13 protein-coding genes are annotated in these 13,548 nt (G+C 65.3%); 3 read left to right on the top strand and 10 right to left on the bottom strand.

Annotated features, from left to right (window positions below):
- Positions 1-117 precede the first annotated feature (117 nt).
- From ABIC94_RS15885 to ABIC94_RS15905, 5 genes are all read right to left on the bottom strand, one after another.
- Positions 118-1,131: an ABC transporter substrate-binding protein gene (locus ABIC94_RS15885; RefSeq protein ID WP_354373969.1), complete on the bottom strand. Its 1,014-nt coding sequence runs from the start codon at positions 1,129-1,131 to the stop codon at positions 118-120.
- A gap of 42 nt (positions 1,132-1,173) precedes the next feature.
- Positions 1,174-2,184: a LacI family DNA-binding transcriptional regulator gene (locus ABIC94_RS15890; RefSeq protein WP_354373970.1), complete on the bottom strand. Its 1,011-nt coding sequence runs from the start codon at positions 2,182-2,184 to the stop codon at positions 1,174-1,176.
- Between the two features lie 156 nt (positions 2,185-2,340).
- Positions 2,341-2,853: a signal peptidase II gene (gene lspA / locus ABIC94_RS15895; protein ID WP_354373971.1), complete on the bottom strand. Its 513-nt coding sequence runs from the start codon at positions 2,851-2,853 to the stop codon at positions 2,341-2,343.
- Positions 2,853-5,702, bottom strand: a complete 2,850-nt coding sequence (gene ileS / locus ABIC94_RS15900; protein WP_354373972.1) for an isoleucine--tRNA ligase — start codon at positions 5,700-5,702, stop codon at positions 2,853-2,855. Before ileS ends, lspA begins: the two co-directional genes overlap by 1 nt.
- 121 nt (positions 5,703-5,823) lie before the next feature.
- Positions 5,824-6,861, bottom strand: coding sequence for a bifunctional riboflavin kinase/FAD synthetase (locus ABIC94_RS15905; RefSeq protein ID WP_354373973.1), 1,038 nt, complete (start codon positions 6,859-6,861; stop codon positions 5,824-5,826).
- A gap of 166 nt (positions 6,862-7,027) precedes the next feature.
- Here ABIC94_RS15905 and ABIC94_RS15910 point away from each other — a divergent pair, with 166 nt between their 5' ends.
- Positions 7,028-7,588, top strand: coding sequence for an HNH endonuclease (locus ABIC94_RS15910; protein WP_055804374.1), 561 nt, complete (start codon positions 7,028-7,030; stop codon positions 7,586-7,588).
- Between the two features lie 8 nt (positions 7,589-7,596).
- Here ABIC94_RS15910 and ABIC94_RS15915 read toward each other — a convergent pair whose 3' ends face one another.
- The 4 genes from ABIC94_RS15915 to ABIC94_RS15930 all read right to left on the bottom strand — a co-directional run bounded on the left by ABIC94_RS15915 (position 7,597) and on the right by ABIC94_RS15930 (position 12,141).
- Positions 7,597-8,385: an enoyl-CoA hydratase gene (locus ABIC94_RS15915; RefSeq protein ID WP_354373974.1), complete on the bottom strand. Its 789-nt coding sequence runs from the start codon at positions 8,383-8,385 to the stop codon at positions 7,597-7,599.
- A gap of 11 nt (positions 8,386-8,396) precedes the next feature.
- The gene (locus ABIC94_RS15920) at positions 8,397-9,749 is read right to left on the bottom strand and encodes an alpha/beta fold hydrolase (protein ID WP_354373975.1); all 1,353 of its coding nucleotides are present in this window, start codon (positions 9,747-9,749) and stop codon (positions 8,397-8,399) included.
- An 82-nt stretch (positions 9,750-9,831) separates the two neighbouring features.
- The gene (locus ABIC94_RS15925) at positions 9,832-10,947 is read right to left on the bottom strand and encodes an acyl-CoA dehydrogenase family protein (RefSeq protein WP_354373976.1); all 1,116 of its coding nucleotides are present in this window, start codon (positions 10,945-10,947) and stop codon (positions 9,832-9,834) included.
- 12 nt (positions 10,948-10,959) lie between these two features.
- Positions 10,960-12,141: an acyl-CoA dehydrogenase family protein gene (locus ABIC94_RS15930; protein WP_354373977.1), complete on the bottom strand. Its 1,182-nt coding sequence runs from the start codon at positions 12,139-12,141 to the stop codon at positions 10,960-10,962.
- A 170-nt stretch (positions 12,142-12,311) separates the two neighbouring features.
- On the opposite strand from ABIC94_RS15930, the gene purN reads away from it, so the two are divergent.
- Both purN and ABIC94_RS15940 read left to right on the top strand, forming a co-directional pair.
- On the top strand, positions 12,312-12,908 hold the full coding sequence (gene purN / locus ABIC94_RS15935) for a phosphoribosylglycinamide formyltransferase (protein ID WP_354373978.1): 597 nt from the start codon (positions 12,312-12,314) through the stop codon (positions 12,906-12,908).
- Positions 12,909-12,985: 77 nt separating this feature from the next.
- Complete coding sequence (locus tag ABIC94_RS15940; RefSeq protein WP_354373979.1) at positions 12,986-13,267, top strand: I78 family peptidase inhibitor; 282 nt, start codon at positions 12,986-12,988, stop codon at positions 13,265-13,267.
- A gap of 41 nt (positions 13,268-13,308) precedes the next feature.
- On the opposite strand, the gene ABIC94_RS15945 is transcribed toward ABIC94_RS15940, so the two are convergent.
- Positions 13,309-13,542 (bottom strand): DUF1653 domain-containing protein, encoded by a 234-nt coding sequence (locus tag ABIC94_RS15945; RefSeq protein ID WP_354373980.1) that lies wholly within the window; start codon positions 13,540-13,542, stop codon positions 13,309-13,311.
- Between the last annotated feature and the right edge of the window lie 6 nt (positions 13,543-13,548).

Raw genomic sequence — 13,548 nt, forward strand, 5'->3', positions numbered from 1 at the left:
ACAACGCTCCCGCTGATGGGGTGCCTTGCGCAGCGAAATAAAGGAGGAGGCCGCAGGCCGGGGGACATTCGCGGAGCAAGGTACCCCGTCGGCGGGAGCGCACCCCGAACAAGACACTCAGCGCACTTCCTTCAGATAACGATCAGAGAACGCCCGCTGCGCCTCAGCCATGCGCGCATAGTCCACGCTCTTCGCGCGCGCGTACTCGGTAGCCGGCAGGAACTGCGCCTCTACGTCCTTCGGCATCGCACCGGCGCGCACCGGCCGCAGGTAAGCCTTGGCCCAGATGGCCTGGCCTTCGTCGGACAGCACGAAGTCGAGCACCTTCTTGCCTTCGGCTGCGTGAGGCGCCTTGGCAACGAGGCTCATCACGTAGGGGACGGCCAGCGTGCCTTCGCTCGGGATGACGAAGGCGACGTTGGCCTTGTCCTTGTACTTCGCGCGGTAGGCGTTGAAGTCGTAGTCGAGCAGGATCGCGATTTCACCCGACAGCACCCGCGCGTAGGAGGTTTGCTTCGGCACGATGGGTTCGTTCTTCTGCAGGGCCTTGAAGTAATCGATGGCCGGGCCGAAGTTGTCGAGCGTGCCGCCGCGTGCTTCGTTCACTGCCACCGCGCCCACGTAGCCGACGAAGGCCGATGCGGGGTCGAGGTAGCCGATGAGGCCCTTGTATTCAGGCTTGAGCAGATCGGCCCACGACTTTGGAATCGGCTTGCCCTTGAGCGCATCGACATTGACCATGAAGCCGAGCGTGCCGGAGTGAATGGTGAACCAATTGCCGGCCGGGTCTTTCAGGCCGTCGGGAATGTCTTTCCATGCGGCCGGCTTGTAGGGCTCGACCACGCCGTCTTTCTGCGCCTGCACCGCGAAGGTCACGCCCAGGTAGGTGACGTCGGCCACGGGGCTGCTTTTTTCGGCCACGAGCTGTGCGAGCGACTGGCCCGAGTTCTTGTTGTCGGCCGGCACGGTGACGCCGGTCTTGGCCTTGATGGCCTTGAGTTGCGTGCCCCAGTCGGCCCACTCGGTGGGGCAGTTGTAGCAAATGGCGGTCTGGGCCATGGCGCTGCCTGCGGCAACGAGCGTGGCGGTGAGCAAGCCCAGGCGGGCCATGCGGGAGATGCGGAGGGACATGAAGAACTCCTTGGATGGATGTGAGAGGCGGAAGCGGGGTGATCAGTCGGTGGCGATGTCGCACGCGGATGCGCACGATTCGCCGTCGCGGAAGAAATGAGGCAGCAGCAGACTCGCATCGGCCTGCAGCGCGGTACCGCCGGCCATGGCCTGGATCAGCAACTCGACGCTGTGGCGGCCGATGTCGCTGTTGGGTTGTGCGATGGTGGTGAGCGCCGGCGTGAGGTCTTCACCGAGCGCAATGCCGTCGAAGCCGACCACGCTGAGATCGTCGGGCACCGAGAGGCCGCTCAGGTGCGCGGCCCTGATGCTGCGGATGGCGAGCAAGTCGTTCGAGCACATCAGCGCGGTGGGACGGGCCTTGGCCTGCAGCAAGTGCGCGAGCATGTCCACTGCGCTTTCGACAAAAGGTACTTCGATGAGCGGCGGCGCATCGAGCCCCGCATCGGCCATGCCTTTTTGATAACCCCGGTAGCGCTGCTGCGCGCGGTCGGACGCGGCCAGCGTGCCGCTCACCATCGCAATCCGGCGATGCCCCAGAAGCACAAGGCGCGCGACGGCATCCGCTACGGCAGCTTCGCCGTCGACGGTCACGCAGGGATGGTCGGGATGCCGGTTGTAGGCCAGCACATAAGGCGTGCCGGTGGTCCGAAGCCGTGCGAGGGCCGCCGAAGTGGAGGGGTTGGAGACCACGAGGATCAGCCCGTCGACATTGCCGGCAAGCAGCAGGTGGACTGCACGCTCTTCTTCGTCGAGCTGGTAGCCCGTGGTCACAGGAATGATTGCGTAGCCGCCTGCGACGGCGGCACGCGCAATGCCTTGCAGGCACTCGGCAAAGGTCGGATTCAGAAGCGTGGGAAGCACGACACCCAATGCACGGCTGCGCTGGGTGCGCAAAGTGCGCGCGCTGGCATTCGGCACGTAGTGAAGCTCGCGTGCGACGCGTTCCACCAACTCCCGTGTAGCGGGCGTGACCTTGTCGGGGAAATTGAAGGCCCGCGACACGGTGGCCACGGAGACCCCGGCCTTGGCTGCGACGGATTGAATGCTCATCGTGCGGTGTTATGTAATCGATTACATTTCACCGCGGCAGTATGACCCCGCTATGACAGGGCAAGAAAGCCGGGAAAAACCCTCGCGTGGGGTTTGCTCCCTCTCCCTCAGGAAGAGGGTTGGGGTGAGGGCAGGCGCCCTCTAACGCATGACCAACTACTTCCCGCGCCGAACCCGCCGGATCTCGTCCAGGATCAAGCAGATGGCACCCAGCGTGATCGCACTGTCGGCCGCATTGAACGCCGGGAAATACCAGTTGCCAGCGTGGAAGCTCAGGAAGTCCACCACATAGCCGTGCATCATCCGGTCGATCACGTTGCCGATGGCGCCGCCCAGGATGCAGGCCATCGAGAACGAAAACAGCTTCTGCCCTGCGTGCGACTTCAGCATCCAGACGATGAAGATCGCGGCCGCCACGCCAATGGCCGTGAAGAACCAGCGCTGCCATCCCGAATGGTCGGCGAGGAAAGAGAACGCGGCGCCCGTGTTGTGCGCGCGGACCACGTTGAAGAAGCTCGTCACGTAAGTCGCATCACCGAGCTTGTAATAGCCCAGGATCAACGTCTTGGTGAACTGGTCGATGATCAGGATGATCGCCGCCAGCCCGAGCCACGGCCAGATGCTGCCGCTGCGCGAACGCGATGCCGACATGGAGCGTGCCGCGGCCATCAGGCAAAGCTCCGCGGCTCGCCGGCGCCGAACAGGTTGCTCGTGCAACGGCCGCAGATCGTCGGATGCGCCGGGTCGTGGCCCACGTCGTCGCGGTAGTGCCAGCAGCGATCGCACTTCTGCGCCGTGCTCGGCGTCACCACGGTAGACAAGGCTTCGCCCGCCGCCAATTCGATGGCAGAGGCGATGAAGACGAACTTCAGGTCATCGCCCAGCGATCCCAGCAGCGCGAAATCGTCTGCCGGCGCACTGAGTTGCAGGTTCGCCTGCAGCGACGAGCCGACCTTGCCTTCGGCACGCACCGCTTCGATGTCCTTGTTGACCACGTCGCGGATCTCGCGGATGCGGCCCCACTTGGCGAGCAGCGCTTCGTCAGGCGCGGCGAACTGGCTGTAGGTCTGCGCAAAGATCGATTCGCCCGGCTTGCCCGTGCTCACGAACTTCCAGGCTTCCTCGGCGGTGAAGCTCAGGAACGGCGCCATCCAGCGCAGCATGGCTTGCGAGATGTGCCAGAGCGCCGTCTGCGCACTGCGGCGCGCGAGCGAGCCCGGCGCCGTCGTGTAGAGCCTGTCTTTCAGGATGTCGAGGTAGAACCCGCCCAGGTCTTCCGAGCAGTAGATCTGCAGCTTGGCCACCACTGGGTGGAACTCGTACACCTTGTAGTGCGCAAGGATCTCGGCCTGGAACTGCGATGCGCGCGCAAGCGCATAGCGGTCGATCTCGAACAGCTGGTCGAGCGGCACCGCGTCCTTCGCGATGTCGAAGTCGCTGGTGTTCGCCATCAGGAAACGCAGCGTGTTGCGGATGCGGCGGTACGAGTCGACCACCCGCGCGAGGATCTTGTCGTCGCCCGCGATGTCGCCCGAGTAGTCGCTCGCAGCCACCCAGAGGCGGATGATTTCCGCGCCCAGCTTGCTGCTGATTTCCTGCGGATCGATGCCGTTCTTGAGCGACTTGCTCATCTTGATGCCCTTGGCATCCACCGTGAAACCGTGCGTGAGCAGGCCGCGGTACGGCGCGCGGTCTTCCAGCGCGCAGGCGATCAGGAGCGACGAGTGGAACCACCCGCGGTGCTGGTCGTGGCCTTCCAGGTACAGGTCGGCTTCGGGGCCGGTCTCGTGGTGCACGTTGGGGTGCGTGCCGCGCAGCACGTGATAGAAGGTCGAGCCCGAGTCGAACCACACCTCGAGGATGTCGGTGCTCTTGGTGTAGTGCGGCGCGTCTTCGGCACCGAGGATTTCTTCGACTGTGACGCGGCTCCAGGCCTCGATGCCACCCTTCTCGACGATGTCGGCGGCCTGGTCGAGGATTTCCATCGTGCGCGGATGCAGCTCGCCTGAATCCTTGTGCAGGAAGAACGGGATCGGCACGCCCCAGCTGCGCTGGCGGCTGATGCACCAGTCGGGCCGGTTGGCGATCATGTCGTGCAGGCGCGCCTTGCCGTTCTCCGGATAGAAGCTCGTTTTTTCGATGGCTTCAAGCGCCGTCTGGCGCAGCGTCTTGGGCGCCTTGTCCTTGGTGAACACGCCTTCGCCTTCGTCCATGCGGACGAACCACTGCGCGGCGGCGCGGTAGATCACCGGCGTCTTGTGGCGCCAGCAATGCGGGTAGCTGTGGGTGATGGTCTCGGTGGTGAGCAGGCGGTTGGCATCGCGCAGCGCCGAGATGATGACCGGCACGGCCTTCCAGATGTTCTGGCCGCCGAAAAGCGGGAAGTCGGGCGCGTAGCTGCCGTTGCCCTGCACCGGGTTCAGGATGTCGTCGTACGCCACGCCGTGGGCGATGCAGGAGTTGAAGTCATCCACGCCGTAGGCGGGTGAGGAGTGGACCAGGCCGGTGCCGTCGGTGGCGGTGGCGTAGTCGGCCAGGTACACGGGCGAGAGGCGTTTGTAGCCGGCGTCCACGTCGTAGAGCGGATGCTCGAACTCCAGGCCCCCCAGCTTCTCGCCCTTGACCGTGGCCAGCACCTTGCCGTCGAGCGCGTAGCGCGTCATGCACATCTCGACCAGCGAGTTGGCGAGGATCAGCAAGCCGCGCTCGGTGTCGACCAGCGAATACTCGATTTCCGGATTCAGGTTGATCGCCTGGTTGGCCGGGATGGTCCACGCGGTGGTGGTCCAGATCACGGCGAAGATGTCGCCGAGGATCGTGTGGTCGGTCTCGAAGGCCTTGAGCACCTTCTCGCGCTCGTGCGCCTTGAAGGCCACGTCGAGGGTCTGGCTCTTCTTGTCGGCGTACTCGATCTCGAATTCAGCGAGCGAAGAGCCGCAGTCGAAGCACCAGTACACCGGCTTCAGGCCGCGGTAGACAAAGCCGCGCTCGATCACGCGCTTGAATGCGCGCAGCTCACCGGCTTCATTCGCGAAATCCATCGTCTTGTAGGGATGGTCCCATTCGCCCAGCACGCCCAGGCGCTGGAAGTCGAGCAATTGCTGCGCGATCTGTTCCGTGGCGTAGGCGCGGCTCTTGGCCTGCATCTCGTCGCGGCTCAGGTTGCGGCCGTATTGTTTTTCGATGGCGTTCTCGATCGGCAGGCCGTGGCAGTCCCAGCCGGGCACGTAGAGCGCGTCGTAGCCTTCGAGCTGGCGCGCCTTGGTGATCATGTCCTTCAGGATCTTGTTCACCGCGTGGCCCATGTGGATCTGGCCGTTGGCGTAGGGCGGGCCGTCGTGCAGGATGAACTTGGGCGCGCCGTGGCGGGCGTCGCGCAGGCGGTGATAGCGGCCTTCGTCGTTCCATTCCTTTACCCAGCCCGGTTCGCGCTTGGGCAGGTCGCCGCGCATCGGAAAGGGGGTGTCGGGCAGGTTCAGCGTGGAACGGTAGTCGGTGGTGGAAGCAGCGTCAGACATGTTGGGGTGCGAAACAGAGGGGCTTCGACAGGCTCAGCCCGAACTGCATTGAGCGGTCGGTGCGGAAGAAAAGCCGTTCGCCCTGAGCTTGTCGAAGGGCGGCAGCACGGTGCGTGCAGGGCTAAATTCGATCGCGTGTCGTCTGGCGATGGGTTTCGGCGTGGGTCGACGCAAAGAACGCGCGCGCATCGCGCCCATCCTTCGCGATGCCCGCAGTGAGGGCCTCGAGGCTGGTGTAGCGCAATTCGTCGTGCAGTTTGTGCAGGAGTTCCACGCGGACGATTTTACCGTAGGCACCTTCGGCTCCCAGACGCGAGGGCCACTCCAGGCAATGTGTCTCCAGCAAAACCCGGCCGGCATTGACGTCGTTGGCGTCCAGCGAGGGCCGCACGCCGAGGTTCGCCACGCCGGGCAGGGGCTGGTCGGCCAGGCCGTGCACCAGCACCGCGAAGATGCCGCTCGCGGCCGGTTTCCAGTGCTTGAAGCGCAGGTTGAGGGTGCGAAAACCGTCGTCCTTGCCGGGTTCGGAGGCCCCCAGCGCGCGGCCCAGCTTGCGTCCATGAACCACGTGGCCGGAGATTGTGTAGGGCCGGCCGAGCAGATGCTGGGCGTCGGCCATGCGGCCCTCGGCCAGCGCCTCGCGCACGGCCGAGCTGGAAACGCGCAGGCCGTGGACCTCGTAGCTGTTCATGCGCGCCACGTCGAAGCCGCGTGCATCGCCGGCCGCGTCGAGCATGGCGTAGTCGCCGGCCCGCTTGGCACCGAAGCGGAAGTCGTCGCCCACCAGCACATAGCGCGCGCCCAAGCCGTCGATCAGCACGTTCTGGATGAATTCGTCAGGCGACTGGGATGCCAGCCGTCCGTCGAAGGGCAGCACGACCGTCTGTGCCACGCCACAGGCCGCGAGTTCGGTCAGCTTGTCGCGCAGGGTACCGATGCGCGCCGGGGCCAGATCGGGTTTCTTGGTGACGGCGGCAAAATAGTCGCGCGGGTGCGGCTCGAACGTGAGCACGCAACTCGGCAGCCCGCGATGGCGCGCCTCGGTCTGCAACAGCGCCAGCATGGCCTGGTGGCCACGGTGCACGCCGTCGAAATTGCCAATGGTGAGGGCGCAGGCCGGAGCCACGCCCGGGTGCCGGAAGCCGCGGAAAACCTGCATCGGTGAGTATCTTTTTGATAGCGCCTTTCGCCCGTCAATTGGGCGAATCAGGCCGTTTTGTCACAAAGCCGGTATATTGTGACTCAGTGCGTCGCTTGAAGTGGTCTCCGGCGTGCTCCGTGTCCCTGGTCTTTCCGTGATTCTTCCCTTTTTGAGGAGGCGTGTGGTGAAGGTCTTGAAGCTGTCGGCCCAAGGGCTGCCCCAGTCGTGGATATCGCTCGAACAGGCGGTTATTCACTATGCAGCGGACGAAGTCCGCTGGGAGGTGGGCGCGCAGGTGGCTGTGTTCCGCGGGGGACACAACGCCATCACGGGCGAGCAATCGCAGATTGCCATCAACAGCATCATCGGCACCAAGGGCGTGCCGCGCATCAACCCCTTCACCCAGCGCCCGGGGCTTACCAACAGCAAGCTTTTTGCGCGGGACCGCAACGTCTGCGCCTATTGCGGCGGACATTTCCACGAAGACGAGCTCACGCGCGAGCACATCATTCCGTTCGCGCAAAAGGGCATCGACACCTGGATGAACGTGGTCACGGCATGCAAGCCGTGCAACCACCGCAAGAGCAGCCGCACGCCGGAGCAGGCGAACATGCCGCTGCTGTACGCGCCCTATGTGCCCAGCCTCTGGGAAGATTTCATTCTGCGAAACCGCCGCATCCTGGCGGACCAGATGGAATTCCTGATGGCGCATCTGCCGCAGAGCTCGCGGCTGCACGACAGCTAGCCTTTCGCTCAGCGCTTCCAGTCGGGCGGGCGTTTCTCGATGAAGGCCTGAACGCCTTCCAGCGCGCTTTCGTCCATCATGTTGCAGGCCATGGTCTGGCTGGCGTCGGCCAGCGCGGCCTCGATGCCGGTTTCCAGCTGACGGTAGAACAGCGCTTTGCCCAGCGCGAGCGCCTTTCGGGGCTTGGCCACGATGCTGGCAACCAGCGCCTCGACCGCGGCGTCGAGTTCGGTGGGTGGGGCCACCCGGTTGACCAGGCCCTTCTCGCGGGCCTCCTGCGCGCTGATGAATTCGCCGGTGACGAGCATCTCGAACGCCTCCTTGCGACCGAGGTTGCGCGACAAGGTCACGCTGGGCGTGGCGCAGAACAGCCCCACGTTCACGCCGCTGACCGCGAAGCGTGCCTCGCTCGAGGCCACCGCCAGGTCGCACACCGCGACCAGCTGGCAGCCCGCGGCGGTCGCGATGCCGTGCACGCGCGCGATCACCGGCATGGGCAGGCGCTGGATCGACAGCATCATGGCGCCGCAGCGCTCGAAAAGCTGCTGGTAATAACCGAGCGACGGCTCCGCGCGCATTTCCTTCAGGTCGTGGCCTGCGCAAAAGGCTTTGCCCGCCGCCGCGATGACGACCGCGCGCACGTTCTCGTCGGCCGCGGCTTCTTCAATGGCTTGCTCGAGCGCACCGAGCATGCCTTCCGAAAGGGCGTTGAACGATGCCGGGCGGTTCAGCGTCAGCGTGACCACGCCGCGCGCATCGCATGTCTTCAGTACGAAGGGAGAAGCCGCGTCGTTCATGCTCTCGGCCCTCAGTAGGTCAGTTCGAGTACCGTCACGTGCTGTTGTGCCGCAGGCCAGGTCAGGCCGGTGATGCGCTCGCCGTTGAATTCGCCGATGACCGCGCGCTGGGGCTCCGCAGCCGCAACGCGCACCCTCGAGCTCGACACGCCGGAACCCTTGGGCGGCACGCCGGCGGGTGGGCTCTGGCCGTCGAAGCGCATGGTGTCGCGCTGCGCATCGAAATATCCGCGAGGGCGCGTGAAGACGACAACCGCATTGGCGTTGGCGTCAGCCGGCACGAGGCGTTCGGGGCGCAGGTTCACCACGCCGCTGCTGCGCGGAAACGGGCTGCGGTAGATGTGCGTGATGCCATGGCCCGGCGCGCTGAGGACGAACTCGTAGGCCGCGTCGCCGCGCGCGTTGAAAGGGCCCCAGCGGCCGTCGGCGCCGATGTTCTTGCTGTGCACGGCGCTGCCGCGGCGCGCGCCCGTGGCCGCATCGACGGCATAGACCGTGACTTGGCCACCGTTCAGCGAGAGGTTTTCCGCACCGACCGCGCGGCCGTCGAGCACGACATTCGTTTCGGCTGCAATCGCCGTGCTGCGCGGCGGCTCGCCCGTCAGGAACTGCCAGGTGGCCGCGAACGCGGCCGGCGAAAACGAAGTTTCGCGATGGTCCACGCGCGGCAGCGCGACATTGGTCGCGCCCTTGAGTGCCGGCCCGTCGAATCCGATGTTGGTCGGCTGGCCTGGCGCGCCGATCCAGAGACCATCGGGCTGCGCATATTTGTCGTTGTTGTCGGAGCGCAGCGTGAGCCACTTCACGCCCGGCGTGACCTCGTCGCCGTTCGGCCCCTTCGGCGCATTGAGCTGCTGCATGAACGCCGAGAGCCCGGAAAATTCATTGTTCTCGCGGAAGCCCTTCACCGCCCAGATGCCGTGCGCCGGATTGCCGCCCAGCACCACGTGGCTCACCACGGCCGCGCCGCCGCCGTTCTGCACGTAATTGCGAATGGTGTTGCCGCCGCGCGAATTGCCGAGCAGCACCACCTTGCTCGCGCCCGTGGCCTTCAGCACCTTGTCGACCTCGGCTTTCAGGAAGGCCGCCGAATCGGCGGTCGAGCTGCGGCCCGGCTGCGCGACCATGTCGTCGTCGCGGGCCAGCGGGTAGGGCTGGTCGACCGCAAAGAGCCGGTCGCGCGGCCAGCCATTCGATTCGAAGCGCCAGATCGTGGTTTGCCAGAGCGCGGCCGAGTCGCCGTTGCCGTGCATGAAAACGATGGGCGGGCGTTCCGCGTACGAGGGCGAGGGTGCGGTGGCGCAGGCGGTCAACATGGCGGTCGAAGCGAGCCCGAGGGCAAGAATGGTGCGGCGTGATTGCATGTTTGTTCCTGGCGGTGAGGTCCAAGTAAAACGCCCGCCGGCGCAAGGCGGGCGGGCGTTGGATGCTATGGGAAAAGCATCGTCAGGCGAAGACGCCCGCGGTGTCCTGCATGCGGGCCGACACTTCGCCCAGGTGGTGCAGCGTGTCGCCGAAGGTCATTTCGAGCTGCGTGAGCTTGCGGAAATAGTGGCTGCCGATGTATTCGTCCGTCACGCCGATGCCGCCATGCAGTTGCACCGAGTTCGCGGCGACATAACGCATCGACGTGCCGAGCTGGTACTTGGCGCGCGCCATCGCCTGACGCCGCTCTTCGGCCGGCGCATTGAGCTTGAGCGTCGCGTAGTAGCTCATCGAGCGTGCGAGCTCCAGCTGCATCTTCATGTCGGCCACGCGGTGGCGCAGCGCCTGGAAGGTCGAGATCGTCACGCCGAACTGCTTGCGCTGGTTCATGTAGTCGACCGTGAGGGCCACGGTCTTGTCCATCACGCCGACCGCTTCGGCGCAGGTCGCGGCAATGCCCACATCGACCGCGTACTCGAGGGCTGCCAACCCGTCGGCGGTGATCAGCGTGGCGTCCGCCTTGTCGAACACGGCCTCGGCCGCGCGGCTGCCGTCCTGCGTGCCGTAGCCGCGAGCCTCGACACCGCTGGCGCTGCGCTCGACCAGGAAGAGGGCGATCTTGCCGTCGGCCTGCGCAGGCACGATGTAGGCGTCGGCTTCGTCGCCCACGGGCACCACGCTCTTGGCACCGGTCACAGACCAGCCGTCGCCGGCCTTCACGGCCTTGGCCTCGCACACATCGAGCCGGTAGCGCGACTTGCGTTCCTGGTAGGCCAGCACCACGATGGCCTGGCCGCCGGCAATGCGCGGCAGCCAGTTGTCCTTGAGGTCGGCACCGGCGTAGCCGCTGAGCACGGCGCCGGCAATCAGCGTCTGCGCGAAGGGCTCGAGCACGATGCCGCGGCCCAGTTCTTCCATCACCACCATGCCGGCCACCGGGCCCATGCCCAGGCCGCCGTCGTCCTCGCCGATATACAGGCCGCCCAGGCCGAGCTCGGCCAGTTCGTCCCATGCTTCGCGCGAGAAGCCGCCCTTGGCCTCGATGCCGCGGCGGCGTTCGAAGTCGTAGCCCTTGTCGACCCACTTGCGAACGGCGTCGCGCAGTTGTTCCTGGTCGTCAGAAAAATTGAAATCCATGTTCTTGTCTCCTCAGCCCAGAACCGTCTGCGCGACGATGTTGCGTTGCACTTCGTTGGAGCCGCCGTAGATGGTGGTCTTGCGCATGTTGAAGAAGGTCGACGCGAGCGGCGCCAAGGCCGGGTTGCCGCCGGGGAAGTCGCCTTGCCAGCCGGCTTCCATTGCTTCGCGGATGAGGGGCAGGGAATAGGCACCGCCAGCGAGCATCATCAGTTCGCTGTAGCGCTGCTGGATTTCGCTGCCGCGAATCTTGAGCAGGCCCGCGACGTCCAGCGAGTTCTTGCCCGAGGTGGCGGCCGAGAGCACGCGCAGCACCATCATCTCGAGCGCAACGATGTCGACTTCGAGCTTGGCGATCTCGTCGCGGAAGCGCAGGTCGTCGTACACGCCTTCGCTCTTGGCGATGCGCTTCAGGCGCTCGAGCTCGCGCTTGGCGCGGTTCACGTCGGCAATGTTGGTACGCTCGTGCGAGAGCAGGTGCTTGGCGTAGGTCCAGCCCTTGTTCTCTTCGCCGATCAGGTTCTCGGCCGGCACTTCGACGTTGTCGAAGAACACTTCGTTCACTTCATGGCCGCCGTCGAGCAGCTTGATCGGGCGCACCGTGACGCCGGGCGACTTCATGTCGAGCAGCAGAAAGCTGATGCCGGTTTGCGGCTTGCCTTCGTTGCTGGTGCGCACGAGGTTGAACATCCAGTCGCCGTACTGGCCAAGCGTGGTCCAGGTCTTCTGGCCGTTGACGATGTACTTGTCGCCCTTGCGTTCGGCCTTTGTCTTGACCGAAGCCAGGTCGGAGCCCGAACCCGGTTCGCTGTAGCCCTGGCTCCACCAGACTTCGCCGCTGGCGATGCCGGGGAGAAAACGCTTCTGCTGCTCGGCGTTGCCGAAGGCCATGATCACGGGCGCGACCATCACCGGGCCGAACGGCACGATGCGCGGCGCACCGGCGAGGGCGGTTTCTTCCTCGAACAAATGGCGCTGGATGGCGGTCCAGCCCGGCCCGCCGAATTCCTTCGGCCAGCCGTAGCCCAGCCAGCCCTTCTTGCCGAGGATCCTGGCCCAGCCCTGCAGATCGTCGCGCGTCAGTTCGAGCGCGTTGTGCACCTTGTGCGAAATCTCTTTGGGAAGGTTCTCTTTGACCCAGGCGCGAATTTCTTCGCGGAACTTCTGTTCTTCGGGCGTGAAGCTCAAATCCATGCGTGCCTCGCTGTGTTGATCGGTCCGCCGCCATCGCGCCGATGGCGGTGTGTCTCCGGAACTTCGAGTTTTAGCACGGTCGTGCTGTGAATCGGTGTCCGCGCGGCGACAAGTCGGCGGCTCACCGCTTTGCGGCCGTGCGGAGCCGAGCACAGATAATCCCGCGTCCCATGAAGAACATCGTGATCCTTATTTCCGGCGGCGGCTCCAACATGGCGGCCATCGTGCGTGCTGCCGAGCGCGACCGCTGGGCCGAGCGTTTCGGCGCCCGCATTGCCGCGGTGGTCAGCAACAAGGCCGAGGCCGGCGGGCTGGCGCTCGCCAGCGCACATGGCATCGCCACCGCCGTGGTTCCGCACAAGGAGTTCCCGACCCGCGAGGCTTTCGACGAGGCGCTGGCGAAGGTGGTCGATGCGCACGCCCCGGCGCTGGTGGTCCTGGCGGGCTTCATGCGCATCCTGACGCCGGGCTTTGTCGGCCGCTACGCCGGGCGGCTGATCAACATCCACCCCTCCCTGTTGCCGGCATTTCCGGGGCTGAACACCCATCAGCGCGCCATCGACGCGGGCTGCAAGGTGGCCGGCGTCACGGTGCACCAGGTAACGACGGAACTCGACCACGGCCCGATCCTTGCCCAGGCGGCAGTGCCCGTGCTGCCGGACGACACGGCCGCCACGCTGGCCGGCCGCGTGCTCGCGCAGGAGCATCAGTTGTATCCACGCGCCATTGCCGAATGGCTTGCAGATACATCAAGTCACATTCGTTAAAGTTGTTTATATTCGCGGGTTTTCGGGAGAGAGAATTGAAAACCCAATCGCTACTGTTCATTGTTGCCGCCGCTGTCTTGACGACGGCTTGTGCTACCCAAGGCTCTACCACCACCTCGGCCCCCGCTGCCTCTGCTCCGGCACCCGAGCCGGTGTTCCAGTGCAACGCCGATGGCGCGCGCTTTGCCGTCGGTCAGCCGTTGTCGCCCCAGCTCGAGGCTGCGGCCCGCGTCCGCGCTGGTGCGGGCACGGTGCGGGCGCTGAAGCCCGGTGAGGTGGTCACGATGGAACTGAACGGCGGGCGCCTCAACCTCGATGTGGACGCACGCGGCCGGGTGACGGACGTTCGCTGCGGTTGAGGCATATCGATGGCACTTGCTGCTATCGAATACGTAGCGGCCTAGACAGGGGTGAAGCGCAGTTGGAGAACACCGTCGATTTCCACGGTTTCGCCGAACATCGCGGCGGGGCGCACCCACAACCCCTGGGCGCCATAAAGGGCGCGGTAGAGCGTCATCGGTTCCAGCGTCTCGCTGTGGCGCACGGTGCCCAGCACTTCGTATTCGCCGCCCTTGTAATGGCGATAGCGGCCGGGAGGCGTCTCTATCAGGGGAGGCAGGTCGTTGTCGTTCACGGTCTT

This window comes from Variovorax paradoxus (genome assembly GCF_040544635.1).
Lineage (GTDB): Bacteria > Pseudomonadota > Gammaproteobacteria > Burkholderiales > Burkholderiaceae_C > Variovorax > Variovorax paradoxus_R.

Excerpts from the sequence above, each read along its gene's own strand:
- ABIC94_RS15930 (WP_354373977.1), bottom strand. The coding sequence starts at position 12,141 with ATGGATTTGAGCTTCACGCCCGAAGAACAGAAGTTCCGCGAAGAAATT.
- purN (WP_354373978.1), top strand. The coding sequence starts at position 12,312 with ATGAAGAACATCGTGATCCTTATTTCCGGCGGCGGCTCCAACATGGCG.
- ABIC94_RS15885 (WP_354373969.1), bottom strand. The coding sequence starts at position 1,131 with ATGTCCCTCCGCATCTCCCGCATGGCCCGCCTGGGCTTGCTCACCGCC.
- lspA (WP_354373971.1), bottom strand. The coding sequence starts at position 2,853 with ATGGCCGCGGCACGCTCCATGTCGGCATCGCGTTCGCGCAGCGGCAGC.
- ABIC94_RS15925 (WP_354373976.1), bottom strand. The coding sequence starts at position 10,947 with ATGGATTTCAATTTTTCTGACGACCAGGAACAACTGCGCGACGCCGTT.
- ABIC94_RS15915 (WP_354373974.1), bottom strand. The coding sequence starts at position 8,385 with ATGAACGACGCGGCTTCTCCCTTCGTACTGAAGACATGCGATGCGCGC.
- ABIC94_RS15920 (WP_354373975.1), bottom strand. The coding sequence starts at position 9,749 with ATGCAATCACGCCGCACCATTCTTGCCCTCGGGCTCGCTTCGACCGCC.
- ABIC94_RS15905 (WP_354373973.1), bottom strand. The coding sequence starts at position 6,861 with ATGCAGGTTTTCCGCGGCTTCCGGCACCCGGGCGTGGCTCCGGCCTGC.
- ileS (WP_354373972.1), bottom strand. The coding sequence starts at position 5,702 with ATGTCTGACGCTGCTTCCACCACCGACTACCGTTCCACGCTGAACCTG.
- ABIC94_RS15890 (WP_354373970.1), bottom strand. The coding sequence starts at position 2,184 with ATGAGCATTCAATCCGTCGCAGCCAAGGCCGGGGTCTCCGTGGCCACC.